The organism is Stenotrophomonas sp. 22LJNL06-5-1 (assembly GCF_056861455.1).
This window is the reverse complement of sequence record NZ_JBSPUE010000004.1, coordinates 129,057-152,394: the sequence shown is the minus strand read 5'-3', so window position 1 is coordinate 152,394 and position 23,338 is coordinate 129,057. Positions and strand designations below refer to the sequence as shown.

22 protein-coding genes are annotated in these 23,338 nt (G+C 67.3%); 16 read left to right on the top strand and 6 right to left on the bottom strand.

Annotation, left to right across the window (positions count from 1 at the left end):
- The first annotated feature begins 266 nt into the window (after window positions 1-266).
- The 4 genes from AC13GF_RS10930 (at window position 267) to AC13GF_RS10915 (ending at window position 5,728) form a co-directional block, all read left to right on the top strand.
- A complete protein-coding gene (locus AC13GF_RS10930; RefSeq protein WP_483004617.1) occupies window positions 267-3,116 on the top strand; it encodes a M16 family metallopeptidase in 2,850 nt (949 codons plus the stop codon).
- A gap of 166 nt (window positions 3,117-3,282) precedes the next feature.
- Window positions 3,283-3,600, top strand: a complete 318-nt coding sequence (locus tag AC13GF_RS10925; protein ID WP_005407628.1) for a DUF4156 domain-containing protein — start codon at window positions 3,283-3,285, stop codon at window positions 3,598-3,600.
- A gap of 103 nt (window positions 3,601-3,703) precedes the next feature.
- Window positions 3,704-4,720, top strand: coding sequence for a 3-oxoacyl-ACP synthase III (locus tag AC13GF_RS10920; protein ID WP_049429808.1), 1,017 nt, complete (start codon window positions 3,704-3,706; stop codon window positions 4,718-4,720).
- A gap of 117 nt (window positions 4,721-4,837) precedes the next feature.
- A complete protein-coding gene (locus tag AC13GF_RS10915) occupies window positions 4,838-5,728 on the top strand; it encodes an alpha/beta fold hydrolase (protein WP_483004616.1) in 891 nt (296 codons plus the stop codon).
- A 116-nt stretch (window positions 5,729-5,844) separates the two neighbouring features.
- Here the strand turns inward: AC13GF_RS10915 and AC13GF_RS10910 are convergent, their stop codons facing one another.
- Complete coding sequence (locus AC13GF_RS10910) at window positions 5,845-6,276, bottom strand: YkgJ family cysteine cluster protein (RefSeq protein WP_088023282.1); 432 nt, start codon at window positions 6,274-6,276, stop codon at window positions 5,845-5,847.
- Window positions 6,277-6,380: 104 nt separating this feature from the next.
- On the opposite strand from AC13GF_RS10910, the gene oleC reads away from it, so the two are divergent.
- The 3 genes from oleC (at window position 6,381) to AC13GF_RS10895 (ending at window position 9,266) form a co-directional block, all read left to right on the top strand.
- Complete coding sequence (gene oleC, locus AC13GF_RS10905; protein ID WP_483004615.1) at window positions 6,381-8,039, top strand: olefin beta-lactone synthetase; 1,659 nt, start codon at window positions 6,381-6,383, stop codon at window positions 8,037-8,039.
- A complete protein-coding gene (gene oleD, locus AC13GF_RS10900) occupies window positions 8,036-9,028 on the top strand; it encodes a 2-alkyl-3-oxoalkanoate reductase (RefSeq protein ID WP_483004614.1) in 993 nt (330 codons plus the stop codon). The genes oleC and oleD overlap by 4 nt, the downstream gene beginning before the upstream one ends.
- A gap of 82 nt (window positions 9,029-9,110) precedes the next feature.
- Entirely contained in the window at window positions 9,111-9,266 is a 156-nt protein-coding gene (locus tag AC13GF_RS10895) for a DUF1328 domain-containing protein (protein ID WP_004153593.1), read from the top strand.
- A gap of 118 nt (window positions 9,267-9,384) precedes the next feature.
- Here the strand turns inward: AC13GF_RS10895 and ddlA are convergent, their stop codons facing one another.
- Complete coding sequence (gene ddlA / locus AC13GF_RS10890) at window positions 9,385-10,479, bottom strand: D-alanine--D-alanine ligase (protein WP_483004613.1); 1,095 nt, start codon at window positions 10,477-10,479, stop codon at window positions 9,385-9,387.
- A gap of 412 nt (window positions 10,480-10,891) precedes the next feature.
- On the opposite strand from ddlA, the gene AC13GF_RS10885 reads away from it, so the two are divergent.
- From AC13GF_RS10885 to AC13GF_RS10870, 4 genes are read left to right on the top strand one after another with little or no spacing between them, the layout of a single operon-like run.
- On the top strand, window positions 10,892-11,527 hold the full coding sequence (locus AC13GF_RS10885) for a ubiquinone biosynthesis accessory factor UbiJ (protein WP_483004612.1): 636 nt from the start codon (window positions 10,892-10,894) through the stop codon (window positions 11,525-11,527).
- A complete protein-coding gene (gene ubiB / locus AC13GF_RS10880) occupies window positions 11,524-13,179 on the top strand; it encodes a ubiquinone biosynthesis regulatory protein kinase UbiB (RefSeq protein ID WP_126928908.1) in 1,656 nt (551 codons plus the stop codon). Before AC13GF_RS10885 ends, ubiB begins: the two co-directional genes overlap by 4 nt.
- Before the next feature lie 5 nt (window positions 13,180-13,184).
- Window positions 13,185-13,763, top strand: a complete 579-nt coding sequence (locus AC13GF_RS10875) for an O-methyltransferase (RefSeq protein WP_483004611.1) — start codon at window positions 13,185-13,187, stop codon at window positions 13,761-13,763.
- Window positions 13,764-13,816: 53 nt separating this feature from the next.
- Window positions 13,817-14,683 carry a pseudouridine synthase gene (locus AC13GF_RS10870; protein WP_483004742.1) on the top strand — a complete coding sequence of 289 codons (867 nt, stop codon included), beginning with the start codon at window positions 13,817-13,819 and terminating at the stop codon, window positions 14,681-14,683.
- Between the two features lie 76 nt (window positions 14,684-14,759).
- Here AC13GF_RS10870 and AC13GF_RS10865 read toward each other — a convergent pair whose 3' ends face one another.
- Entirely contained in the window at window positions 14,760-15,287 is a 528-nt protein-coding gene (locus AC13GF_RS10865; protein ID WP_126928911.1) for a DUF2059 domain-containing protein, read from the bottom strand.
- A 134-nt stretch (window positions 15,288-15,421) separates the two neighbouring features.
- Between AC13GF_RS10865 and arfB the strand changes: the two genes are divergently transcribed.
- From arfB to dcp, 3 genes are all read left to right on the top strand, one after another.
- A complete protein-coding gene (gene arfB / locus AC13GF_RS10860) occupies window positions 15,422-15,853 on the top strand; it encodes an alternative ribosome rescue aminoacyl-tRNA hydrolase ArfB (protein WP_032130467.1) in 432 nt (143 codons plus the stop codon).
- A 46-nt stretch (window positions 15,854-15,899) separates the two neighbouring features.
- Entirely contained in the window at window positions 15,900-16,460 is a 561-nt protein-coding gene (locus AC13GF_RS10855; protein ID WP_223276957.1) for a lysophospholipid acyltransferase family protein, read from the top strand.
- A gap of 111 nt (window positions 16,461-16,571) precedes the next feature.
- Window positions 16,572-18,728 (top strand): peptidyl-dipeptidase Dcp, encoded by a 2,157-nt coding sequence (gene dcp, locus AC13GF_RS10850; RefSeq protein ID WP_483004610.1) that lies wholly within the window; start codon window positions 16,572-16,574, stop codon window positions 18,726-18,728.
- Between the two features lie 380 nt (window positions 18,729-19,108).
- Here dcp and AC13GF_RS10845 read toward each other — a convergent pair whose 3' ends face one another.
- The gene (locus AC13GF_RS10845) at window positions 19,109-19,555 is read right to left on the bottom strand and encodes a 3-dehydroquinate dehydratase (protein WP_004153636.1); all 447 of its coding nucleotides are present in this window, start codon (window positions 19,553-19,555) and stop codon (window positions 19,109-19,111) included.
- Window positions 19,556-19,558: 3 nt separating this feature from the next.
- A complete protein-coding gene (locus AC13GF_RS10840) occupies window positions 19,559-19,960 on the bottom strand; it encodes a hypothetical protein (protein ID WP_483004609.1) in 402 nt (133 codons plus the stop codon).
- Window positions 19,961-20,234: 274 nt separating this feature from the next.
- Between AC13GF_RS10840 and lepB the strand changes: the two genes are divergently transcribed.
- Both lepB and AC13GF_RS10830 read left to right on the top strand, forming a co-directional pair.
- On the top strand, window positions 20,235-20,861 hold the full coding sequence (gene lepB / locus AC13GF_RS10835) for a signal peptidase I (protein WP_483004608.1): 627 nt from the start codon (window positions 20,235-20,237) through the stop codon (window positions 20,859-20,861).
- A 124-nt stretch (window positions 20,862-20,985) separates the two neighbouring features.
- A complete protein-coding gene (locus AC13GF_RS10830) occupies window positions 20,986-22,257 on the top strand; it encodes an MFS transporter (protein WP_483004607.1) in 1,272 nt (423 codons plus the stop codon).
- A gap of 38 nt (window positions 22,258-22,295) precedes the next feature.
- Here the strand turns inward: AC13GF_RS10830 and AC13GF_RS10825 are convergent, their stop codons facing one another.
- On the bottom strand, window positions 22,296-23,204 hold the full coding sequence (locus tag AC13GF_RS10825) for a LysR family transcriptional regulator (RefSeq protein ID WP_483004606.1): 909 nt from the start codon (window positions 23,202-23,204) through the stop codon (window positions 22,296-22,298).
- Window positions 23,205-23,338: the final 134 nt, after the last annotated feature.

Here is a 23,338-nt window from a genome sequence, read left to right as displayed (position 1 = left end):
AGCAATCCCCGTGCCAACTTTTAGTCGTTGATTTGCAAGGATTTTTGGGCCAACGAGAAGTGTCCGGTGGGCGGACACCTGTCCATTCGATGTGCTGCGGACACTGTCCGGACGGTCCTGGCGGGCGCTTGTGACGGCTCGGGCAGGGTCGATCGGCACCGCAGATGGCGCACAGGGGCAAACACCCCCAGTGACTGCTGGCTGATTCCTGCCGCTGCGTGCGCAGGCTAGGATCGGGGTTCACCTATGTGACCAAGGATCCGGATATGTCTCTCGCCCTTCGCCCGCGCGCTGCACTGCTGGCCGTCGCCCTCAGCACCGCCCTGGGCACGCTTGTGCCTTCCCATGCGCTGGCGGCCAAGCCGGCCGCACCGGCCAAGGTCGATATCCCGTATGAGCAGTTCACCCTGCCCAACGGCCTGCGCGTGATCGTGCATACCGATCGCAAGGCGCCGATCGTCGCGGTCAACGTCTGGTACCACGTGGGCAGCAAGGACGAGCCGGCTGGCCGTACCGGCTTCGCGCACCTGTTTGAACACCTGATGTTCCAGGGCAGCGAAAACCACGACGGCGAATTCTTCGAACCGTTCAAGCAGGTGGGCGCCACCAACCAGAACGGCACCACCAACACCGACCGCACCAACTATTTCGAGAACGTGCCGACCACCGCACTGGACATGGCGCTGTGGATGGAATCGGACCGCATGGGCCATCTGGTCGGTGCGATCGACCAGGCGGCGCTGGACGAGCAGCGCGGCGTGGTGCAGAACGAGAAGCGCCAGGGCGAGAACCAGCCCTACGGCCAGGCCTGGGACCAGCTCAACAAGGCGCTGTACCCGGCAGGCCACCCGTACCACCACGGCGTGATCGGTTCGATGAACGATCTGAACGCGGCGTCGCTGGATGACGTGAAGACCTGGTTCCGCACCTGGTACGGCCCGAACAACGCGGTGCTGGTGCTGGCCGGCGACATCGACCTGGCCACCGCCAAGGAAAAGGTCGGCAAGTACTTCGGCAGCATTCCGGCCGGCCCGACCATGGCGCAGCCGGCCGTGAACGTGGCCAAGCGCAGTGCCGACACGCGCGAGACGATGACCGACAAGGTGCCGCAGGCGCGCATCTACCGCGCCTGGAACGTGCCGCAGGTCGGCACCACCGATGTCGATCAGCTGCAGCTGTTCGCGCAGGTCCTGGGCGGTGCCAAGTCCTCGCGCCTGAGCCAGCGCCTGCAGCACCAGGACAAGCTGGTGGATAGCATCGCCTCGGGCCTGTCGACGTCGCAGCTGGGTTCGAACTTCGTGATCATGGCGACGGTCAAGCAGGGCCAGGACCCGGCCAAGGTCGAGAAGATCATCGACGAGGAACTGGACCGCCTGATCAAGCAGGGCCCGACCGCAGCCGAGCTGGAGCGCGCCAAGACCGGTGCCCGCGCCGGCTTCATCCGCGGCATCGAGCGCATCGGCGGCTTCGGCGGCAAGGCCGACGCACTGGCCGAGTGCGCGGTGTTCACCGGCGACCCGGGCTGCTTCCGCACCTCGCTGGCCAACATCGAGAAGGCCAGTGCTGCTGATCTGAGCCGGCTCGGTGCACAGTGGCTGGACAAGGGCAGCCACACGCTTGTGATCGCACCGGGTGAGCGCGTGGCGTTGAAGGAAGATCCCAGCCAGGCACCGAAGCCGTTCAACGTGCCGGCGGTGGACCCGAAGTACAGCACCCTGCCGGAGCAGGTCGACCGCAAGGCCGGCGTGCCGCAGACCCGCGAGTTCCCGCAGCTGAAGTTCCCGGCGCTGCAGCGCGCCACGCTGAAGAACGGAACGCAGGTGATCCTGGCCGAGCGCCACGAGATTCCGGTGGTGCAGTTCAGCTATCAGTTCCCGGGCGGCTTCAGCGCCGACCAGGGCCGCAAGCCGGGCACCGCCAACTTCACCATGAGCCTGATGACCGAAGGCGCCGGCAAGCTCGGCTCGCTGGCCTTCGCCGATGCCGCTGACGCACTGGGCGCCAGCCTGGATGCCTCGGCTGGCCTGGACTCGATGAGCGTGGACCTGTCGGCACTGAAGGAAAACCTGGCACCGTCGCTGGCGCTGTACCGCGACCTGTTGCGCGAGCCGCGTTTCGAGCAGGGCGAGATCGACCGGGTCAAGGCGACCTGGATCGCCGGCATCCAGCAGGAGAAGGTCAACCCGGGTGCGGTGGCGATGCGCGTGCTGCCGCCGCTGCTGTACGGCAAGGGCCACCCGTATGCCATTCCGTTCACCGGCAGCGGTGATGAGGCGGCGATCAGCGGCCTGACCCGCGAAGACCTGGTCGACTTCCATCACGACTGGCTGCGCCCGCAGAACGGCACCCTGATCGTGGTCGGTGACACCACCCTGGCCGAGATCGTGCCGCTGCTGGACAAGCAGCTGGGCGACTGGAAGGCTGCCGGCGACGCCCCGCAGGTGAAGGCCGCCACCGACGTCGCACTGCCGAAGGGCCCGCGCGTGTTCCTGATCGACCAGCCGGGCGCGGTGCAGGCCAACCTGTTCGCCGGCCAGGTGGTCGCGCCGTCCAGCGCCACCAGCTCGACCCGCTTCGATATCGCCAATGGCGTGATTGGCGGTGACTTCACCTCGCGCCTGAACATGAACCTGCGCGAGGACAAGCACTGGTCGTACGGTGCGCGCAGCAGCGCGATCAACTCGGTGGGCCAGCGCCCGTGGATGGCCAGCGCACCGGTGCAGATCGACAAGACCGGCCCGGCGATGGCGGAAATGCGCAAGGAAATCGCCGCGTTCGCCGATGGCAGCAAGCCGGCCACCGCCGCCGAGGTCAATCGCATCCGCAACATCCAGACCCTGAGCCTGCCCGGTGCCTACGAGACCGCCAGCGCGGTGGCGTCGACCATCGGCTCGATCGTGCAGTTCAAGCGCCCGGACGACTACGTGCTGCGCCGCAAGGCCGAGATCGAGTCGATGACCCCGGCACAGGTGCAGCAGGCCGCCGCCGAGATCAAGCCGCAGGCCCTGACCTGGGTGGTGGTGGGTGACCTCAAGCAGACCGAAGCGGCCGTGCGTGCGCTGAACCTGGGCGAGGTGACGGTGATCGATGCCGAAGGCAACCCGGTCAAGAAGTAAGGCACTACCCGGCCCGCCATGTGGCGGGCCGGCTCCCCCGGTAGTGCCGGCCGCTGGCCGGCAACCCTGAAGGGGTCAGCCCCCTGCGGGGGATCCGACCGCCACCGGCTACCCCCGATTCAGGCTGTTCAGGCAGAATCCCCCCATACCCTTCCAGGATCTGCCCATGCGCGTTCTGCTGCTTTCCTCCCTGCTGCTCACCGTCACCGCCTGTACCTGGGTGCCGATCGAACCGGCCGGCAAGGCGACCCGCGTGCTGCCGGCAGGTCCGGTTCCGGCCGGCTGCATCGCCAAGGGCGAGGTGGTGGTCACCGTGAAGAGCAAGGTCGGCTTCTACAACCGCAACCCGCTGCGCGTGCAGGAAGAGCTGGAAACCCTGGCCCGCAACGAGGCCCCGAGCGCCGGTGCCAATGCCGTGCAGGCCGCCGCAGCCCCGGCCGATGGCAGCCAGCGCTTCGCCGCTTTCCAGTGCCCGCCGCGCTGAACGCTTCACCATACGGCCAAGCCTGAATTCGTAAAGATGCGGTGAAGGCCCCGGGGGTTATAGAATAGCGCCCCCTTTTGCCTGAGCCTTGGCGCTAACCTCGATGCTCTTCAAGAATGTCTCGATCGCCGGCCTGGCACACGTTGATGCGCCGCACACGCTGACGACCAAGGAAATCAACGAGCGGCTGCAGCCGACGTTGGATCGCCTCGGTATCCGCACCGACGTGCTCGGCGATATCGCCGGCATCCATGCCCGCCGCCTGTGGGACAACGGCGTGCTGGCGTCCGATGCCGCCACCATGGCCGGCCGCAAGGCGCTGGAAGACGCGGGCATCAATGCGACGCAGGTCGGCCTGCTGGTCAACACCTCGGTCAGCCGCGACTACCTGGAGCCGTCCACCGCCTCCATCGTGTCGGGCAACCTCGGCGTCAGCGACGAGTGCATGACCTTCGACGTCGCCAATGCCTGCCTGGCCTTCATCAACGGCATGGATATCGCGGCGCGCATGATCGAGCGCGGCGATATCGACTACGCGCTGGTGGTGGATGGCGAGACCGCCAACCTGGTGTACGAGAAGACCCTGGAGCGCATGACCGCCCCGGACGTCACCGCTGACGACTTCCGTAACGAGTTGGCCGCCCTGACCACCGGTTCGGGTGCCGCCGCGATGGTGATGGCGCGCTCGGAGCTGGTGCCGGACGCACCGCGCTACAAGGGCGGCGTGACCCGCTCGGCCACCGAGTGGAACCAGCTGTGCCTGGGCAACCTGGACCGCATGGTCACCGACACCCGCCTGCTGCTGATCGAAGGCATCAAGCTGGCACAGAAGACCTTCAGCGCCGCCAAGATCGCACTCGGCTGGGCCGTGGAAGAGCTGGACCAGTTCGTGATCCACCAGGTCAGCCAGCCGCACACCGCCGCGTTCATCAAGAACTTCGGCATCGACCCGAAGAAGGTCATGACCATCTTCGGTGAGCACGGAAACATCGGCCCGGCCTCGGTGCCGATCGTGCTGAGCAAGCTCAAGCAGCTGGGCAAGCTGAAGAAGGGCGATCGCATCGCGCTTCTGGGCATCGGCTCGGGCCTGAACTGCTCGATGGCTGAAGTGGTCTGGTAAAAAAGTCACCGCTGACCTGCTGCGCGATTGCCTGGCCAATCGCTCGCGACGGACAGCGATGATTTTTCCAAGTGTCCAGGGGCCGGTTCTACCGGCCCTTTCTACAGGTGCGATTCGATGTCCCAGCTTCCCGGTTATCCCGCCCACCCGCAGCGCTTCGAAGTGCGCCCCGGCCTGTCGATGAACTATCTCGACGAAGGCCCGCGCGACGGCGAGGTGGTGGTGATGGTGCACGGCAACCCGTCGTGGAGCTATTACTGGCGCACGCTGGTGGCCGGCCTGTCGGACACGTACCGCTGCATCGTGCCGGACCACATCGGCATGGGCCTGTCGGACAAGCCCGATGACCGCCGCTACGAGTACACGCTGCAGTCGCGCGTGGACGACCTCGATGCGCTGCTCAAGCACCTGGGCATCACCGGTCCGGTGACCTTGGCCGTGCACGACTGGGGCGGCATGATCGGTTTCGGCTGGGCGCTGTCGCATCACGACCAGGTGAAGCGCCTGGTGGTGCTCAACACCGCCGCGTTCCCGATGCCGGCAGCGAAGAAGATGCCGTGGCAGATCGCGCTGGGCCGCCACTGGAAGATCGGCGAGTGGATCATCCGCACCTTCAACGCGTTCTCGTCAGGTGCCTCGTGGCTGGGCGTGGAGCGGAAGATGCCGGCCGACGTGCGCCGCGCCTACGTGTCGCCGTACAACAGCTACGCCAACCGCATCAGCACCATCCGCTTCATGCAGGACATCCCGCTGTCGCCGGCCGATAAGGCCTGGTCGCTGCTGGAACGCGCCGGCAAGGCGCTGCCGTCGTTCGCCGACCGCCCCGCCTTCCTCGGCTGGGGTCTGCGCGACTTCGTGTTTGACCACCACTTCCTGAAGGGTTTCCAGGCCGCGCTGCCGCAGGCCCAGGTGCATGCCTTCGAGGATGCCGGGCATTACGTGCTGGAAGACAAGCACGAAGTGCTGGTGCCGGAGATCCGCGCGTTCCTGGACAAGAACCCGATCTGAGGGGGCGTGCCGACCAACGGTCGGCACCCACAGGGGAAAGGAATGGGTGGGTGCCGACCGTTGGTCGGCACGCTGGCCGGGTTCATGAGGTTGCCGGCCAGCGGCCGGCACTACCACTACGCGGCGACCGGAGCCTGTGGTGGCGACGACGGGCTGTTGCCGTTGTCGTCGGGATGGTCGTCGTCGTTGTCGGCCGCGTCGCGCCAGCGCCAGTCGGCCAGCGTCAGCGGATCCAGGCCATAGGCGATGCGCGCCTTGTCGCACTGCGGGCTGGCCTTGCCGTACTCCCACGATGCATCCACCTCACGGCACACGCTGGGCCGGTTGGGGTGGATGGTGCAACGTGAATACACGCCGATCTGCGCATCCAGCGCCACGCAGCGCACCGGCTTGGAATGGGTGCCGCGCATGCACAGGCGGTGCGGGTCCAGCACCTCGGTCAGCTGGTGCGGCACGCCGCCGGGGGTGACCTCGTCTGATTCCATCCAGTGGAAGGCCACGCGGTATTGAGTGCAGCAGGCGCCGCAGGTCATGCAGGGATGTTGCATGGGCAAGCCGCCTCGGGCGGCAGTCGGAATCAGGAACGAGGGTGCGGATTTTCCACGAAGTGGGCCGCCGCGCAAGAAATTCCGTAAGCGGCGACAATGAACGGATGAACCGACCCTGCAATATTGCGGCCCGTTTGCCTGAACTGGCGCGTGAACGCCCCGACCAGATCGCCATCCGCTGCCCCGGCCGCCGGGGCGCCGGTAACGGCATGGCCGCCTACGACGTGACCCTGGATTACCGCCAGCTGGACGCCCGCAGTGATGCCATGGCCGCCGGCCTGGCCGGCTACGGGATCGGCCGCGGGGTGCGCACGGTAGTGATGGTGCGGCCCTCGCCGGAGTTCTTCCTGTTGATGTTCGCGCTGTTCAAGCTGGGCGCGGTGCCGGTGCTGGTCGACCCGGGCATCGACAAGCGCGCGCTGAAGCAGTGCCTGGACGAGGCGCAGCCGGAAGCCTTCATCGGCATTCCGCTGGCGCATGTGGCGCGGCTGGTGCTGCGCTGGGCGCCCTCTGCCACCCGCCTGGTCACTGTCGGCCGCCGCCTCGGCTGGGGCGGAACCACCCTGGCCGCGCTGGAGCGCGCCGGCGCCAACGGTGGGCCGATGCTGGCCGCCACCGATGGCGAGGACATGGCCGCGATCCTGTTCACCAGCGGCTCCACCGGCGTGCCCAAGGGCGTGGTCTACCGCCACCGCCATTTCGTCGGCCAGATCCAGCTGCTGGGCAGCGCCTTCGGCATGGAAGCGGGCGGGGTGGACCTGCCGACCTTCCCGCCGTTCGCCTTGTTCGACCCGGCGCTGGGCCTGACCTCGGTGATCCCGGACATGGACCCGACACGACCGGCGCAGGCCGACCCGGCGCGCCTGCACGATGCCATCCAGCGCTTCGGCGTGACCCAGCTGTTCGGTTCGCCCGCGCTGATGCGGGTGCTGGCCCGGCACGGCCGGCCGCTGCCGACGGTGACCCGGGTGACTTCGGCGGGTGCGCCGGTGCCGCCGGATGTGGTGGCCACCATCCGCAGCCTGCTGCCCGCCGATGCGCAGTTCTGGACGCCGTACGGCGCCACCGAGTGCCTGCCGGTGGCGGTGGTCGAGGGACGCGAGCTGGAACGCACTCGCGCGGCGACCGAAGCCGGCGCCGGTACCTGCGTGGGCAGCGTGGTGGCGCCGAACGAGGTGCGCATCATCGCCATCGATGACGCACCGCTGCCGGACTGGTCGCAGGCGCGTGTGCTGTCCACCGGCGAAGTGGGCGAGATCACCGTGGCCGGACCGACCGCCACCGACAGCTACTTCAACCGCCCGCAGGCCACCGCGGCGGCGAAGATCAGCGAGACGCTGGCCGATGGCAGCACGCGCGTGGTCCATCGCATGGGCGATGTGGGCTACTTCGATGCGCAGGGTCGCCTGTGGTTCTGCGGACGCAAGACCCAGCGCGTGGAAACCGCGCGCGGGCCGCTGTACACCGAACAGGTCGAGCCGGTGTTCAACACCGTGGCGGGCGTGGCGCGTACGGCGCTGGTGGGCGTCGGCGTCGCCGGTGCGCAGGTACCGGTGCTGTGCGTGGAGCTGCAGCGTGGCCAGGCAGACAGCCCGGCGTTGCAGGAAGCGCTGCGTGTGCATGCCGCAGCCCGTTTGGCAGAGGCCGGCCTGCAGCACTTCCTGGTGCATCCATCATTCCCCGTCGATATCCGTCACAACGCCAAGATCGGCCGCGAGAAGCTCGCCGTCTGGGCCAGCGCCGAACTGGAGAAGCGCGCATGAAGATCCTGGTCACCGGTGGTGGTGGTTTCCTTGGCCAGGCGCTGTGCCGCGGGCTGGTCGAGCGTGGCCACCAGGTGCTGGCGTTCAACCGCAGTCACTACCCGGAGCTGCAGGCGATGGGCGTGGGCCAGATCCGCGGCGACCTGGCCGATGCGCAGGCGGTGCTGCACGCGGTGGCTGGCGTCGATGCGGTGTTCCACAACGGTGCGAAGGCCGGCGCCTGGGGCAGCTACGACAGCTACCACCAGGCCAACGTGGTCGGCACCGACAACGTCATCGCCGCCTGCCGTGCACATGGCATCAGCCGCTTGGTCTACACCTCCACGCCCAGCGTGACCCACCGCGCTACCCATCCAGTGGAAGGACTCGGTGCCGACCAGGTGCCGTACGGCGAAGATTTCCAGGCGCCGTATGCGGCGACCAAGGCGATTGCCGAACAGCGCGTGCTGGCGGCCAACGACGCCTCGCTGGCGACGGTGGCGCTGCGCCCGCGCCTGATCTGGGGCCCGGGCGACCAGCAGCTGGTGCCGCGCCTGGCCGAACGTGCACGGCAGGGCCGCCTGCGCTTGGTCGGCGATGGCAACAACAAGGTGGATACCACTTACATCGACAACGCCGCGCTCGCGCACTTCCTCGCTTTCGAGGCATTGGCGCCGGGTGCCGCGTGTGCGGGCAAGGCCTACTTCATTTCCAACGGCGAACCGCTGCCGATGCGCGAGCTGGTCAACAAGCTGCTGGCCGCTGTGGGTGCACCGACCGTGGACAAGGCGATCAGCTTCAAGACCGCTTATCGCATTGGCGCCATCTGCGAGCGGCTGTGGCCGTTGCTGCGCCTGCGTGGCGAACCGCCGTTGACCCGCTTCCTGGCCGAGCAGCTGTGCACGCCGCACTGGTACAGCATGGAGCCGGCACGCCGTGACTTCGGCTATGTGCCGCAGGTCAGCATCGAAGAAGGGCTGCGCAGGCTGAAGGCTTCATCTGCTGCATAGATCGCCGTCACTGGCTGCACACCGCCAGATCGGGAGGATGGACCCACGCCATCCAACGGCCCGGACATCTGCGAGGAGCGCCATGCTGCATTACGCCGTCATCTTTTTCGTCATCGCCATCATCGCCGCCGTGCTCGGCTTCTCCGGTATTGCCGGTGCTGCCAGCAACATCGCCTGGATCCTGTTCGTTGTGTTCCTGGTCCTGGCCGTGATCTCGATGTTCCGCAAGCGCGGCTAGAAGACCGCAGGGTAGTGCCGGCCGCTGGCCGGCACCGTTCTTCCCGGTAGGTGCCGACCGTTGGTCGGCACGCCCCCTCTGTAGCGTCGAGCCATGCTCGACGCTACTGGGAGCGCCTCTACACGGCGCTGTGCAATCTGCGATCGGCTTCATGGCGCTCCAGCGCCAGTTCGATCAGGCGCGTGATCAGCGTGGTGTAGTCCACACCGCTGGCGCCCCACAGCTTCGGATACATGCTGATGCGGGTGAAGCCCGGCAGCGTGTTGACCTCGTTGATGACGATCTCACCGGCTGCGGTGAGGAACACGTCCACGCGCGCCATGCCCGCACACTCCAGCGCCTGGTAGGCCTGCAGCGCGATCTGCTGGATGCGCGCCTGGGTTGTGGCATCGATATCCGCCGGCACCACCACCTCGGCGCCATCGGCGTTGATGTACTTGGTGTCGTAGGCGTAGAACTCGTCGTGCACCACCACCTCGCCGCACAGGCTGGCCTGCGGATGTTCGTTGCCCAGCACCGCGCACTCGATCTCGCGGCCAACCACCGCCGATTCCACCAGCACCTTGTGGTCGTAGCGCAGCGCCAAGGCCAGTGCCTCGGCGAAGCCCGCCGCATCCTTGACCTTGCTCACACCCACCGACGAGCCCTGGTTGGCCGGCTTCACGAACAACGGCAGGCCGAGCTGCGCGATCACCGCATCGGCATCCACCTCCGCCGCCTGATGGCGACGGATGCACAGCCACGGTGCCACCTGCAGCCCGGCGTCGCGCAGCAGCCGCTTGGTCACGTCCTTGTCCATCGCCACCGCCGAGCCCAGTACCGGCGAACCGACGAAGGGCAGGTTGGCCATGCGCAGCAGCCCCTGCAGCGCACCGTCCTCGCCCAGCGGCCCGTGCACGATCGGCAGCACCACATCGATCTGGCCCAGCGCACTGGCCGCATCGGACGGCTGCAGCTGCGCCTGCTCCGCACCCGGACGCACCGCCAGCGACGTGCCAGACCGGTGCAGCGCGATGCGCGACGGATCATCGGCATTGATCAGGAAGGTATCCGGCTGGCTCAGATGCCACTGGCCCTGCTTGTCGATGCCGACCAGCACCGGCTCGAAGCGCTCGCGATCAAGCGCATCGAGGATGTTCTTCGCCGACTGCAGCGAAACTTCGTGCTCGGAGGACTTGCCCCCGAAGATGATGCCGACCCGGGTCCGTGCCATGGGGAGTGCGATGTCCTGTGCGTTGCGTGGCCTCATAGCATGAACCTTCATCGGCCCTCCGCGTGAGGCACAGATGAACCAGAAATCCTTCCACGCACGGCGTGGATCTACCGTGTCGACCAAGGTCGACACCTACCAAGAGCAGCGTGCCGACCAACGGTCAGCACCCACCAACAGCAGCGGGAAACTGTCGAAGGCGGGGTGGGTCCGGTTGCGGGGGCGTGAGCCGCATGGATGCGGCGACCGAGCTTACATGGACGTACTTGCAGCGTCCCCCGCAACCGGACCCACCCCGCCATCCCACGGATAGCCAGCTTTTGATGTTGATCTTGCCGGCCAGCGGCCGGTGCCTCTGCGGGTGCCGGGCGGCAGCCCGGCCCAAGCCCCCCACCCACGCAGGTAGAATGCGCACATGGCTCTCTCCCTGCTCAAGTCCCTCAAGCCGGTCGCTGGCCGCGCCCTGCAGATCGCCCTGAACCGCGCGCTGGCGCTGGATCCGGATACCCGCCATGCACTGGCCAGCCTCGACGGCCGGCATATCGACCTGACCCTGGAAGCGCCGTCGCTGGCGATGCGCATCAGCGTCGACGGCGACCAGCTGCGGGTCGGCCCGGTGGATGCGCAGGAAGCCGACCTGGCCGTGCGCAGCAGCCTGGCCGGCGTGCTGGCGCAGCTGCCGCTGCTGGCCAACGCACGGCGCGCCGACAACAACGGCAAGGGCCGCGTGCGCGTAGCGGGTGACGCCGAACTGGCGCGCCGCCTGCAGCAGCTGGCCAAGGGCTTCGACCCGGACTGGCAGCAGCCCTTCGTCAGCGTGTTCGGCGAAGTGCTGGGCGTGCAGGTGGCCAACACCCTGCGTGGCGCCCTGCAGCACGCGCGCCAGGGCGCGATCGACCTGGCCCACAGCGCCGCCGAATTCATCACCGAGGAATCGCGCGATGTGGTGCCGCGCGCTGAGCTGGATGCCTTCCACGATGACGTGGACGTGCTGCGCGATGACGTCGAACGCCTCGGTGCACGCGTGCAGCGCCTGCGGGGTGCCGCATGAAGGCCGTGCTGCGGGCAAGCCGCATCGGCCGGGTGATCCTGCGTTACCGCCTCGACGACCTGCTGCAGGGCACGCCGGCCGAGCGCTGGCTGCGCCTGGCCAAGCCGTTCGTGCCGCGCGCCTCGGCCGACATCGCCGCACAGTCGCGCGGTGCGCGCCTGCGCCTGGCGCTGCAGGATCTCGGCCCGATCTTCGTCAAGTTCGGCCAGATCCTGTCCACCCGCCGCGACCTGGTGCCGCCGGATGTGGCCAATGAGCTGACCCTGCTGCAGGACCGGGTCAAGCCGTTCGACGGCGAGACCGCGCGCCGCATCGTCGAGGAAGCGCTCGGCCTGCCGGTCAGCGAGGCCTTCGCCAGCTTCGACACCGAACCGCTGGCCTCGGCCTCGATCGCACAGGTGCACGCGGCCACGCTGGCCGATGGCCGCCAGGTCGTGGTCAAGGTGCTGCGCCCGGGCATCGAGAAGCAGATCGACGCGGATATCGCCCTGCTCAATTCGCTGGCCGCCCTGGTCGAGCGCACCCATCCGCGCGCCGACAAGATCCGTCCGCGCGAAGTGGTGGCCGAAGTCGAAAACACCCTGTCCGCCGAGCTGGACCTGCAGCGCGAAGGCGCCAATGCCAGCGTGCTGCGCCGCTTCTGGGAAAACAGCGACGATCTGTACGTGCCGGAAGTGATCTGGAGCCACACCGCCGAGCGCGCGCTGACCCTGGAGCGTGTGTGGGGCATCCCCTCCGATGACATCGCTGCACTGGACAAGGCTGGCATTGACCGCAAGGCGCTGGCCGCCAAGGGCGTACGGGTGTTCTACACCCAGGTGTTCCGCGACAACTTCTTCCACGCCGATGCGCACGCCGGCAACATCTGGGTCGACACCGATCCGGCGCGTCGCGCCAATCCGCGCTTCATCGCGCTGGATTTCGGCATCATGGGCCAGCTGTCGCAGGAAGATCAGTACTACCTGGCCGAGAACTTCATGGCCATCTTCAACCGCGACTACCGCCGCATCGCCGAACTGCATGTGCAGGCGCGCTGGATGCCGGACAACGTGCGCATCGATGATCTGGAAGCGGCCGTGCGTTCGGTGTGCGAGCCGTACTTCACCCGTCCGCTGTCGCAGATCTCGCTGGCCGAAGTGCTGATGAAGCTGTTCCGCGTGGCCCAGCGTTACCAGCTGACCCTGCAGCCGCAGCTGATCCTGCTGCAGAAGACCCTGCTGAACATCGAAGGCGTCGGCCGCCAGCTCGATCCGCAGATCGACATCTGGGCGGTGGCCAAGCCGGTGCTGGCGAAGATCCTGCGCGAACGTTACAGCCCGCGCCGGGTGGTACGCGAGATCGGCAAGCGCCTGCCGGAAATCATGACCCATGCACCGGACATGCCGCGCCTGGTGCACGCCTGGCTGACCCAGCAGGTGGAAGGTCGCCACGAACTGTCGATGCGTTCGCGCGACCTGGCCGCACTGGATGCCAGCGTGCAGCGCCTGCAGAAGCATGCGGTCGGTGCGATCACCGGCGTCGGCCTGCTGGCCATCGCTGCACTGATGTATGTGCTGCAGCCGCCGGGCTGGTACTGGGGCGACGTGCCGGCGTGGAGCTGGCTGTCCGGTGCGGTCGGCGCAGTGGCGCTGCTGCGCGCGTGGTGGAAGTAGGCCCCATGCTGCAGGCACTCAAGGACGAACTGGCCCGCTTCGGCGCCGACAACGACGCACGCGAAAGTGCGCGCGGCCGACGCATGCTCAACATCACGCCGGAGACCGGTGAATTCCTGTCGGTGCTGGTGCGCTTCGGCACTGCGCGCCGGGTGCTGGAAATCGGTACGTCCAACGGCTATTCGACGCTGTGGCTGGCCGAGGCAGCCACAGCCATCAACGGCCACGTGACCACGCTGGAATACGCCGAGGACAAGGCGGCGATGGCGCGTGACACCTTCGCACGCAGTGGCCTGGCCGATCGCATCACGCTGGTCCACGACGATGCCGGGCCGTGGCTGGTACAGGCCGCCGATGCCAGCATTGACCTGCTGTTCCTCGATTCGGACCGAGGGCAATACGCCGGCTGGTGGCCGCAGCTGCGCCGCGTGCTGCGTCCGGGTGGCCTGCTGGTGGTGGACAACGCCACCTCGCATGCGGAAGAGATGGAACCGCTGCGCGTGCTGCTGGACGCTGATCCGGACTTCAGCACCAGCCTGGTGCCGGTGGGCAACGGCGAGCTGCTGGCCGTACGCAACGCCTGACCGCCGTGCTGCCCGCGTCTGATCCGGTAGTGCTGCCCGTGCCTGATCCGGTCGTGCCGGCCGCGCCTGATCTGGTAGTGCCGGCCGCTGGCCGGCAACTCCAGCAGCCAGGCGACCCGGAGGCAGCCGGCCAGCGGCCGGCTCTACCCCATTCAGTGCCCAGCCCCGATAATCCCGCCGTGAGCACCGAACCCGATACCCTCGCCGCGGTCGAGACCGACACCGCGCCCCTGCAGCTGCTGCACCTGGATGAGCGTCTGGCCGTGGTCAACAAGCCCGCCGGGCTGATGGTCCACGACAGCAAGCTGGCCCGTGGCGAAGATGACTTCCTGGCCGACCGCCTGCGCGAGCAGCTGGGCCGCCCGATCTTCCTCGTGCATCGCCTGGACCGGGCGACCAGCGGCTGCCTGCTGCTGGCCTTCGACCGCGAGACCGCCAGCGCGCTGGGCAAGGCGCTGATGGGCGGCGAAGTGCTGAAGGACTACCTGACGGTCTGCCGGGGCTGGCCGGCCGAACTTTCCTGGCAGGTCGACCATGATCTGGATGGCGGCCCGGGCAAGCCGGTGAAGAAGCCGGCGGTCACCGATTTCCAGCGCCTGGCCACCGGCGAGCTGTCGGTGCCGGTCGGTGAATTCACCAGCTCGCGTTACGCGCTGCTGCGCTGCCAGCCGCAGACCGGGCGTTTCCGGCAGATCCGCCGGCACCTGAAGCATCTCTCGCATCACATGATCGGCGACACCAGCCACGGTGATGGCCGCCACAACCGCATCTTCCGCATGCAGGGCGTGCACCGCATGCTGCTGCATGCCGAGCGCCTGCGCTTCCCGCATCCGGACGGTGGCACGGTGGATGTGCGTGCACCGCTGGACGGCGGGTTCCAGAAGGCGCTGGACCTGTTCGGCTGGCAGGTGGACCTATAGACGGTAGTGCCGGCCGCTGGCCGGCATCTGCCTGATCCCAACCGTACGAGGTTGCCGGCCAGCGGCCGGCACTACCTCACTTCTTTTCCGGCTCGTTGACGATTGCTTCCAGGTCCTTCTGCAGGTCCGCGAACAGCGGCTGCATGCGTGCCTGGATGGCCACCATCACGTTCTGCATCAGGGCCGGGGTCTTGTCCAGCAGGCTCTGGCCGGCCGCGCTCTCGTAGAACTCGGCCATCGCCAGCACGTCTTCCTTGCTGAAGGTCTTCTTGTACAGGTCCACGTACATCGGCCGCAGCTGCTGCCACGACAGGGCCTGGCGCAGGGTCTGGCTGGTCCGCGCCTGGATCCGCTTCAGCTGCTCCTGCTGCTGGGCATTGAGCTGGCGCTGCGCGGCTACCTGCTGGAACTGCTGCTGCTGCATCGCCTCGATCTGCGGCAGCATGGTGTCGATCATGCTCTGCGCACGCGACGCGGACAGCAGGCGGTTGATGTCGCCATCGGTCGGTGGCGCGGCCAGGGCCGGAACGCTGGCCACGGCCAGCGCCAGCAGCAGGGCGGCGCGGCGCAGCAGGGACGGCAGGGCGGGTACGAAGCGGGTCATGCGGGGCTTCCTGCAGTACATGGGATGGCCAGCATACCCGCAGCCAAGGCGAAGGCGGCGTGTTCGGTACCTGATCGGCGGCATACGGTGCGCGATGCCGCACTCCGGCACGTGGCTGCCGCTACAATGCGCGGATGGGCAGTGGACCGGTCACCATCAGCGCGCAGCTTGAAATCCCCGACGGCGAGATCGTCGAGCGGTTCGTGCGTGCCAGTGGTGCCGGTGGCCAGAACGTCAACAAGGTCTCCACCGCGGTGGAACTACGTTTCGACGTGGCCAACTCGCCCTCGTTGCCCGAACCGTTGCGCGCGCGCCTGCTGGCGCGGCGTGACCGGCGCATGACCGGCGAAGGCGTGCTGGTCATCGACGCGCAACGTTTCCGGACCCAGGATCGCAATCGCGAGGATGCGCGCGATCGGCTGGCGGCCTTCATCCAGGCCGGGCTGAGCGTGCCCAAACCGCGCAAGGCCACCAAGCCGACCCTCGGGTCGAAACTGCGTCGTCTGGACGCCAAACGCGGGCGCGCGCAGATCAAGCGCGGGCGCTCATCACGTGACTGGGAGTGATTGCTTGAACAACCCGACTTCGTTGCTGCCGGCCGTGCCGCCGCAGATGCCGCAGGTCAAACCCAACGCCTTCCTGCGCTGGCTGGCGCGCTGCACCCTGCGCATGGGCGGCTGGAAGGTGACCGGTACCCTGCCTGACATCCCCAGGCTGGTCTTCATCATCGCCCCGCATTCGTCCAACTGGGATGGCCTGTGGGGAATGGCGGCCAAGATTGCACTGGGCATGAAGGTGAAGGTGCTGGGCAAGGCATCGCTGTTCTGGTGGCCGCTGGGCCCGCTGCTGCACAAGCTGGGCGTGATCCCGCTCGATCGCAGCTCGCCGCAGGGCACGGTGGGGCAGGCCGTGGACCTGCTGCGCAACAACGAGAAGATGTGGTTCGCCATCACGCCCGAGGGCACCCGCAAGGCCGTGAAGGACTGGAAGGCCGGCTTCCTGAAGATCGCCCGGATGGCCGACGTGCCGATCCTGGCCGCGTATTTCCACTACCCGGAGAAGACCATCGGCATCGGCCCGCTGTTCACGCCGACCGGCGATGATGCCGCCGACATGGCCGCCATCCGCGAGTTCTACCGGCCCTGGATCGGCAAGACCCGCGGTACGGTCTGAGCCTGCCGCAGGCCGCCGCATAGACGCCACGTCCGGCACATGCCGGGCGAGCGCGACAGGAGTAGGGTGGAGGGCTGGTATCCCGTACCGTCCGCCCAAGGAGTGTTTTACATGTCGCGTACCGTAGTCCTGGCCGCCGCCATCAGCCTGGCGCTGGCGGCCTGTTCCGGCAAGGAGTCCACCCCCATGTCCGATGCCCAGAATGCCCCGGCCCAGCAGCCGGCCGAAGCCTCCACCAATCCGCTGCTGAGCGCCAGCACGCTGCCGTTCCAGGCGCCGCAGTTCGACAAGATCAAGGACAGCGACTACCTGCCGGCGTTCGAAGAAGGCATGCGCCAGCACCTGGCCGACGTGCGCAAGATCGCCGACAGCAGCGAACCGGCCACCTTCGACAACACCATCGTGGCGATGGAGCGCAGCGGCGAGACGCTGAACCGCGTGTCGCGCATCTTCTTCGGCCTGGTCCAGGCCGACACCAACGATGCGCGCCAGAAGATCCAGGAAGAAGTAGCGCCGAAGCTGGCCGCGCACCAGGACGAGATCAATCTCGATCCGAAGCTGTTCGCGCGCGTGAAGTCGCTGTACGACCAGCGTGACACGCTGGAACTGGATCCGGTGCAGAAGCGCCTGGTCGAGCATTACTACGACGGCCTGGTGCGCGCTGGCGCGCAGCTGTCCGACGCCGACAAGGCGAGCCTGCGCAAGCTCAACGTGGAAGAAACCACCCTTTCCACCCAGTTCCACACCCGTCTGGTGGCCGCCACCGCCGCAGCGGCCGTCGTGGTCGACGACAAGGCCAAGCTGGCCGGCCTGGACGAGAATGCGATCAACAACGCTGCCAACGCCGCCAAGGATCGCAAGCTGGATGGCAAGTTCCTGCTGCCGTTGCAGAACACCACCCAGCAGCCGGTGCTCGGCTCGCTGAGCGACCGCGACCAGCGCGCCGCCGTGCTGAAGGCTTCGGAAACCCGCGCCGAGCGCGGCGATGCCAACGATACCCGGCAGACCGTACAGCGCCTGGCCCAGCTGCGCGCACAGAAGGCCAAGCTGCTCGGCTTCGACACCTTCGCCGACTACCAGCTGGGCGACCAGATGGCCAAGACCCCGGCCGCCGCGCTGAAGCTGCTGACCGACACCGTGCCGGCCGCCACCGCCAAGGCCCGCGCCGAAGCCGGCGAGATCCAGAAGGTGATCGACGCGCAGAAGGGTGGTTTCCAGGTCGCTGCCTCGGACTGGGACTTCTATGCCGAGCAGGTGCGCAAGGCCAAGTACGATCTGGACGAATCGCAGATCAAGCCGTACTTCGAACTGGACAACGTGCTGCAGAACGGCGTCTTCTACGCCGCCACCCAGTTGTACGGCATCACCTTCAAGCCGCGCACCGACATTCCGACCTACAACCCGGACATGAAGGTGTACGAAGTGTTCGACAAGGACGGCACCTCGCTGGCCCTGTTCTACACCGACTACTTCAAGCGTGACAGCAAATCCGGTGGCGCCTGGATGGACGTGTTCGTCGAACAGGATGGCCTGACCGGTGCCAAGCCGGTGGTCTACAACGTCTGCAACTTCACCAAGCCGGCCGCCGGTCAGCCTGCGCTGATCAGCTTCGACGACGTCACCACCATGTTCCATGAGTTCGGCCATGCGCTGCACGGCATGTTCTCGAACGTGAAGTACCCGTCGATCGCCGGCACCGCCACCTCGCGTGATTTCGTCGAGTTCCCGTCGCAGTTCAACGAGCACTGGGCACTGGATCCGAAGGTGTTCGCCAACTACGCCAAGCACTACAAGACCGGCGAAGCGATGCCGCAGGAGCTGGTCGACAAGATCCTCAAGGCACGCAGCTTCAACCAGGGTTATGCGACCACCGAATACCTGTCGGCCGCACTGCTCGACCTCGCCTGGCACACGCAGAAGGCTGATGCGCCGCTGCAGGATGTTGGCGCCTTTGAAGCCAGCGCGTTGAAGAAGTTCAAGGTCGACCTGCCGCAGGTGCCGCCGCGTTACCGCACCACCTACTTCGACCACATCTGGGGTGGCGGCTACTCGGCCGGTTACTACGCCTACTTCTGGGCCGAAGTGCTGGACCATGATGCCTACCAGTGGTTCACCGAACACGGTGGCCTGACCGCAGCCAATGGCCAGGAATTCCGCGACAAGATCCTCTCGCGCGGCAACAGCGTGGAGCTGTCGACCCTGTACCGCGATTTCCGCGGCAAGGACCCGTCGGTGGAACCGCTGCTGAAGTTCCGCGGGCTGAAATAAGCCTGACCTGAAGTACGAAAGAAATAACGGCGGGGGAAACCCCGCCGTTTTTCGTTGAATCGATGCCATCGACAGATTCCGCAGTTTGCCGCTCATCCACGCATGGCGTGGATCCATGTATCGACCAAGGTCGACACCCACCAAAAGCAGGCCATGCCATTGCGACAGTTCGCGGAGATCTGTCGAAGGCGGGGTGGGTCCGGTTGCGGGGGTGTCCGCGGCATGGATGCCGCGGCCAAGCTTGCAGGGACGTACTTGCAGCGTCCCCCGCAACCGGACCCACCCCGCCATCCCCAGGAAACCGGCTTTGGCTGTTGCTGTTGCTGTTGAGGTTGCCGGCCAGCGGCCGGCACTACCGGGTGCCGGGCACAGCCCGGCCATCACGTCCCCACATGCACCCGGTTCGCCTGTTCGGCCAATCCCAGGTGATCCAGGGCAATGTCCAGCGCCAGCACATAGCTCTGCGCGCCATAGCCGGCGGCGATGCCCAGGCGCTGGCCGACACCGGCCGGCAGGCACGGCTCGGCCACCGCGCCGTCGTCATGCACTTCCACGTAGGCGTTGTGCAGGTAGGGCAGCAGCCGCTGCAGGCGCAGGCTGTTGGCACACGCACCCGGGTCAAGCAGCGTTACTTCGCCACGGCTGTGATCGGCCACGCGCAGCGCATCCAGCAGTTCCTGTTCCGAGCCGCAGGCACGGATCGCCACGCTGGTGCCGGCATCGATCGCACGATGCACCAGCGACTTCAGTACCGGCGCCGGCAGTGGCATCGCCGTGCGGATCAAGGCGCCGGCCGCTTCCGGGCCGCGGATGATGAAGATCGACATGGCTCAGCCCTCCTGCGCCAGGCGGTGGCCAACGATGGCCAGCGACAACGGGTAACCGGCCTGCTGGCTGCGCTGGTCCACCACCACCGCGGCGGGGCCATGCTGCAGGCGCAGGCGTGCCTCCAGGCCGGGTTCGCTGGGCGCCTGAAGTTCGATGTACTGCGCCGGCAGCCGTTCCAACGCCGCCTGCAGTGCACCGCCCTCGGCCTGCCATTGCGCTTCGTCGGCCACGCCGACATCCAGCAGCACCCAGTCGGCCGAGCGCGCCTGCGGCTGGCACAGGCACTGGCGTACCTCGGACAGGCTGGCGCAGTCGCTGCACAGCACGCGATGGCCGGCCAGCTGTGCCGGCAGCTGCGGGCGCGGCGCCGACGAAGATGCGTGGCGGATCACCAGGAGGGTCATACAACACCTTGCGGAATGCGCCCTGTGGCGCGGTGGGCACACGATGCGCGTGCTGCCCGTAAAGGTGCGATGCCCGCGGCCGGGCCGGGGCGTAAAACCTGCGTAACCCGTTTTGTAGAGGCGAGCCTACGCTCGGATTGCTCTTTGTAGCGCCGAGCTTGCTCGGCTGAGGCGCAGAGCAGTCGAGCAAGCTCGACGCTACGAAGATGCCGGCGCGGGAACCTCTCCGGCCTGGATGTGGTCTGATGCAGCTACCACTCACCCGGAGCCTGCCATGGATGCCGTTGCCCGCCCTCCCTTTTCCGAACGCGCGCTGGCCTGGCTGAAAAAGGAGGCGCTGCCGTTGCTGGTGATGCTCGGCCTGCTCGCCGCCGCCCGCGATACCCTGGCCAACCACTACGTGGTGCCCAGCGGCTCGATGCAGCCGACCCTGCAGCCCGGCGACCGGGTGGTGGTGGACATGCGTGCCTATGGCCTGCGCCTGCCGTTCACCAGCAAGGAACTGGTGTCCACCGGCACGCCGCAGCGCGGCGAAGTGGCGGTATTCGATTCGCCGGCCGACGGCACCCGCCTGATCAAGCGAGTGGCGGCGGTGGCCGGTGACCATGTTCAACTGCACGAAGGGCACCTGAGCATCAACGGCCAGCCGCTGCAGACCGCCGAACTGCAGGATGTGGAAGCCTTCGGTGAACGCCGTGCCAGCCTTGATCTGGACATGGGGGGCGGCCCGGACATCGCCGACCTGGTGGTGCCGGACGGCAAGGTGCTGGTGCTGGGTGACCACCGTGGCAACAGCTTCGATGGCCGCTTCTTCGGCTTCGTCGACGCCGACAAGGTCTACGGCCGCGCCGTGGCGGTGTATTACCGCCGGGGCGCCGGCTTCGAGTGGCAGCGCCTGTAAGCTGAATTGATACTTCCTGTGTATCAATCCTGACCTATCAGGTTATGGATCGACTGGATGGACGGGCCTAGTCTGAGGCCCGTTCCCTCCCACGCCCGGCCGTCCCCACCGGCCCTTCGATTCCATGACTGGCGAAACCACGGCGGCAGTCGAATGCCGCCCCCACACCGTCGACTCCGGCGCCGAGACCCGCATCCAGCAGGGCACGCCGGCCTTCCGCCGCACCGCGCTGGCGCTGTTCCTGGCCGGCTTCTCCACCTTCGGCCTGCTGTACACGGTGCAGCCGCTGCTGCCCGAATTCAGCCGTCACTTCGGCGTTTCTGCTGCCGGCAGCGCGATGTCGCTGTCGCTGACCACCGGCATGCTGGCGGTGGCCATGCTGCTGGCCGGCCTGCTGTCCGACGCGGTCGGCCGTCGCCCGTTGATGATCGCTGCGCTGCTGGCCTCGGCCATGCTGTCGCTGAGCACGGCGCTGGTGGACGACTGGACCACGTTGCTGGTGCTGCGCACCCTGCTCGGCCTGGCGCTGAGCGGCGTGCCGGCAGTGGCGATGACCTACCTGGTCGAGGAAATGGACAGCCGCGCGCTGGGCCTGGCGATGGGCCTGTATATCGGCGGCAATGCCATTGGTGGCATGAGTGGACGCCTGCTGGCCGGCATCATCGCCGATCACTGGGGCTGGCGCTGGGGCATCGGCGTGGTCTCGATCATTGCCATCGCCAGTACCGTACTGCTGTGGCTGCAACTGCCGCCGTCGCGGCATTTCCAGGCGCGCCGCGATGGCCTGCGCCAGTTGCCGTCGCGCTGGCGCACGCTGTTCGCCGACCCGGGCCTGCCGTGGCTGTTTGCCACCTCGTTCGTGCTGATGGGGGTGTTCGTCACCCTCTACAACTACCTGGGCTACCACCTGCTGGCGCCGCCGTACCGCCTCAGCCAGACCGTGGTCGGCCTGATCTTCAGCGTGTACCTGGTGGGCACCTTCAGTTCGGCGTGGATGGGCCAGCAGGCTACGCGTTACGGACGCGGCCGCATCCTGTCGATCTCGTTCGCGCTGATCGGCGCCGGCATCGCGCTGCTGGCATTGCCTTGGCTGAGCACAATGGCACTCGGCATCGCGCTGGTGACCTTCGGCTTCTTCGGCGGTCACTCGGTGGCCAGCAGCTGGGTCGGCAGCCGCGCCGGCACGATGCGCGCGGAAGCGTCGGCGCTGTACCTGTTTGCCTACTACCTCGGGTCCAGTGTGCTGGGCGGGGTCGGCGGCCTGGCCTATGCGGCCTGGGACTGGCTGGGTGTGTGCCTGTTCGCCGCCGTGCTGACCCTGATCGGTGGTGGCATCGTCTGGGCGTTGCAGCAGCGCGCGCCGCAGCCGGTCACGGCGCGATCCAACGCACGGTAGTGCCGGCCAGCGGCCGGCACTACCGGGTGGGTTGCACCTCACCCTTCGGCAAACGCCTCGCGCAGCAGCCCGGCGAAATTGCGGATCAGCGGCGTCACCCCCTCGCGGTGCCACGCCAGCTGCACTTCCGAATGCGCACCGGCATCGGCCAGTGCCACGAAGCGCGCGCCCTCCACCCGGATGTGATCGCAGGACGACGGCAGGATCGCCGCACCCAGACCGGCCGCAGCAAGACTGATCAGGGTCGAGGCTTCGCCTGCCTCCTGCACGATGCGCGGGGTGAACCCGGCGGCCGCGCACAGCGCGATCATATGGTCGTGGATGCCGGCACCGGCACTGCGCCGGAACGCCACGAACGATTCCTGCGCGAAGTCGCGCAGCGACAGCGTTCCTTGTTTCGACAGTCTGCGCAGGGCAGGGTGGTCGGCATGCACGATCAACGCCAGTGGGTCGACGAACAGGCTGTGTGCCACCAGTTCCGGCGGCAATGCACGCTTGCGGATGATGCCCACATCCAGGCTGCCGTCGAGCAGCGCATCAATCTGCTGCAGCGTGTTCATTTCGCTCAGCTGCAGGCGCACCTGCGGGTACTGCTGGCGGTAGCGCAGGATCGAACGCGGAATCTGCGGTGACAGCGGCGTGGCGCGGGTCAGGCCGATACGCAACTCACCCTGCTCACCGCGCTGCGCGCGCTGCACTTCGTCCACCGCCGTTTCCACCTGCTGCACGATGGCGCGTGCGCGTTCATGCAGCAGCTCGCCCGCAGGCGTCAGCTGCACACGACGATGGCTGCGCACGAACAGGCGCGCACCGATCAGATCTTCCAGCTGGCGGATCTGCTGGCTGAGCGGCGGCTGCGACATGCCCAACCGCTCCGCCGCCTGTCCGAAGTGCAGCGTGTCGGCAACGGCAAGGAAGTAACGCAGGTGACGGAGTTCGATGGACATGAGGCCAGTTTATTCATCGTCAGCCGGAAATGAATCAGAGATGGGGTCAGAGCCCGTTGCGCAGCAACGGGATCCGACCCCGACAGATCGCGGGGATCTGTCAGAGGCGGGGCGGTGTGGGTGGGCAGGACCGT

Excerpts from the sequence above, each read along its gene's own strand:
- AC13GF_RS10930 (WP_483004617.1), top strand. The coding sequence starts at position 267 with ATGTCTCTCGCCCTTCGCCCGCGCGCTGCACTGCTGGCCGTCGCCCTC.
- AC13GF_RS10925 (WP_005407628.1), top strand. The coding sequence starts at position 3,283 with ATGCGCGTTCTGCTGCTTTCCTCCCTGCTGCTCACCGTCACCGCCTGT.
- AC13GF_RS10920 (WP_049429808.1), top strand. The coding sequence starts at position 3,704 with ATGCTCTTCAAGAATGTCTCGATCGCCGGCCTGGCACACGTTGATGCG.
- AC13GF_RS10915 (WP_483004616.1), top strand. The coding sequence starts at position 4,838 with ATGTCCCAGCTTCCCGGTTATCCCGCCCACCCGCAGCGCTTCGAAGTG.
- AC13GF_RS10910 (WP_088023282.1), bottom strand. The coding sequence starts at position 6,276 with ATGCAACATCCCTGCATGACCTGCGGCGCCTGCTGCACTCAATACCGC.
- oleC (WP_483004615.1), top strand. The coding sequence starts at position 6,381 with ATGAACCGACCCTGCAATATTGCGGCCCGTTTGCCTGAACTGGCGCGT.
- oleD (WP_483004614.1), top strand. The coding sequence starts at position 8,036 with ATGAAGATCCTGGTCACCGGTGGTGGTGGTTTCCTTGGCCAGGCGCTG.
- AC13GF_RS10895 (WP_004153593.1), top strand. The coding sequence starts at position 9,111 with ATGCTGCATTACGCCGTCATCTTTTTCGTCATCGCCATCATCGCCGCC.
- ddlA (WP_483004613.1), bottom strand. The coding sequence starts at position 10,479 with ATGGCACGGACCCGGGTCGGCATCATCTTCGGGGGCAAGTCCTCCGAG.
- AC13GF_RS10885 (WP_483004612.1), top strand. The coding sequence starts at position 10,892 with ATGGCTCTCTCCCTGCTCAAGTCCCTCAAGCCGGTCGCTGGCCGCGCC.
- ubiB (WP_126928908.1), top strand. The coding sequence starts at position 11,524 with ATGAAGGCCGTGCTGCGGGCAAGCCGCATCGGCCGGGTGATCCTGCGT.
- AC13GF_RS10875 (WP_483004611.1), top strand. The coding sequence starts at position 13,185 with ATGCTGCAGGCACTCAAGGACGAACTGGCCCGCTTCGGCGCCGACAAC.
- AC13GF_RS10865 (WP_126928911.1), bottom strand. The coding sequence starts at position 15,287 with ATGACCCGCTTCGTACCCGCCCTGCCGTCCCTGCTGCGCCGCGCCGCC.
- arfB (WP_032130467.1), top strand. The coding sequence starts at position 15,422 with ATGGGCAGTGGACCGGTCACCATCAGCGCGCAGCTTGAAATCCCCGAC.
- AC13GF_RS10855 (WP_223276957.1), top strand. The coding sequence starts at position 15,900 with ATGCCGCAGGTCAAACCCAACGCCTTCCTGCGCTGGCTGGCGCGCTGC.
- dcp (WP_483004610.1), top strand. The coding sequence starts at position 16,572 with ATGTCGCGTACCGTAGTCCTGGCCGCCGCCATCAGCCTGGCGCTGGCG.
- AC13GF_RS10845 (WP_004153636.1), bottom strand. The coding sequence starts at position 19,555 with ATGTCGATCTTCATCATCCGCGGCCCGGAAGCGGCCGGCGCCTTGATC.
- AC13GF_RS10840 (WP_483004609.1), bottom strand. The coding sequence starts at position 19,960 with ATGACCCTCCTGGTGATCCGCCACGCATCTTCGTCGGCGCCGCGCCCG.
- lepB (WP_483004608.1), top strand. The coding sequence starts at position 20,235 with ATGGATGCCGTTGCCCGCCCTCCCTTTTCCGAACGCGCGCTGGCCTGG.
- AC13GF_RS10830 (WP_483004607.1), top strand. The coding sequence starts at position 20,986 with ATGACTGGCGAAACCACGGCGGCAGTCGAATGCCGCCCCCACACCGTC.
- AC13GF_RS10825 (WP_483004606.1), bottom strand. The coding sequence starts at position 23,204 with ATGTCCATCGAACTCCGTCACCTGCGTTACTTCCTTGCCGTTGCCGAC.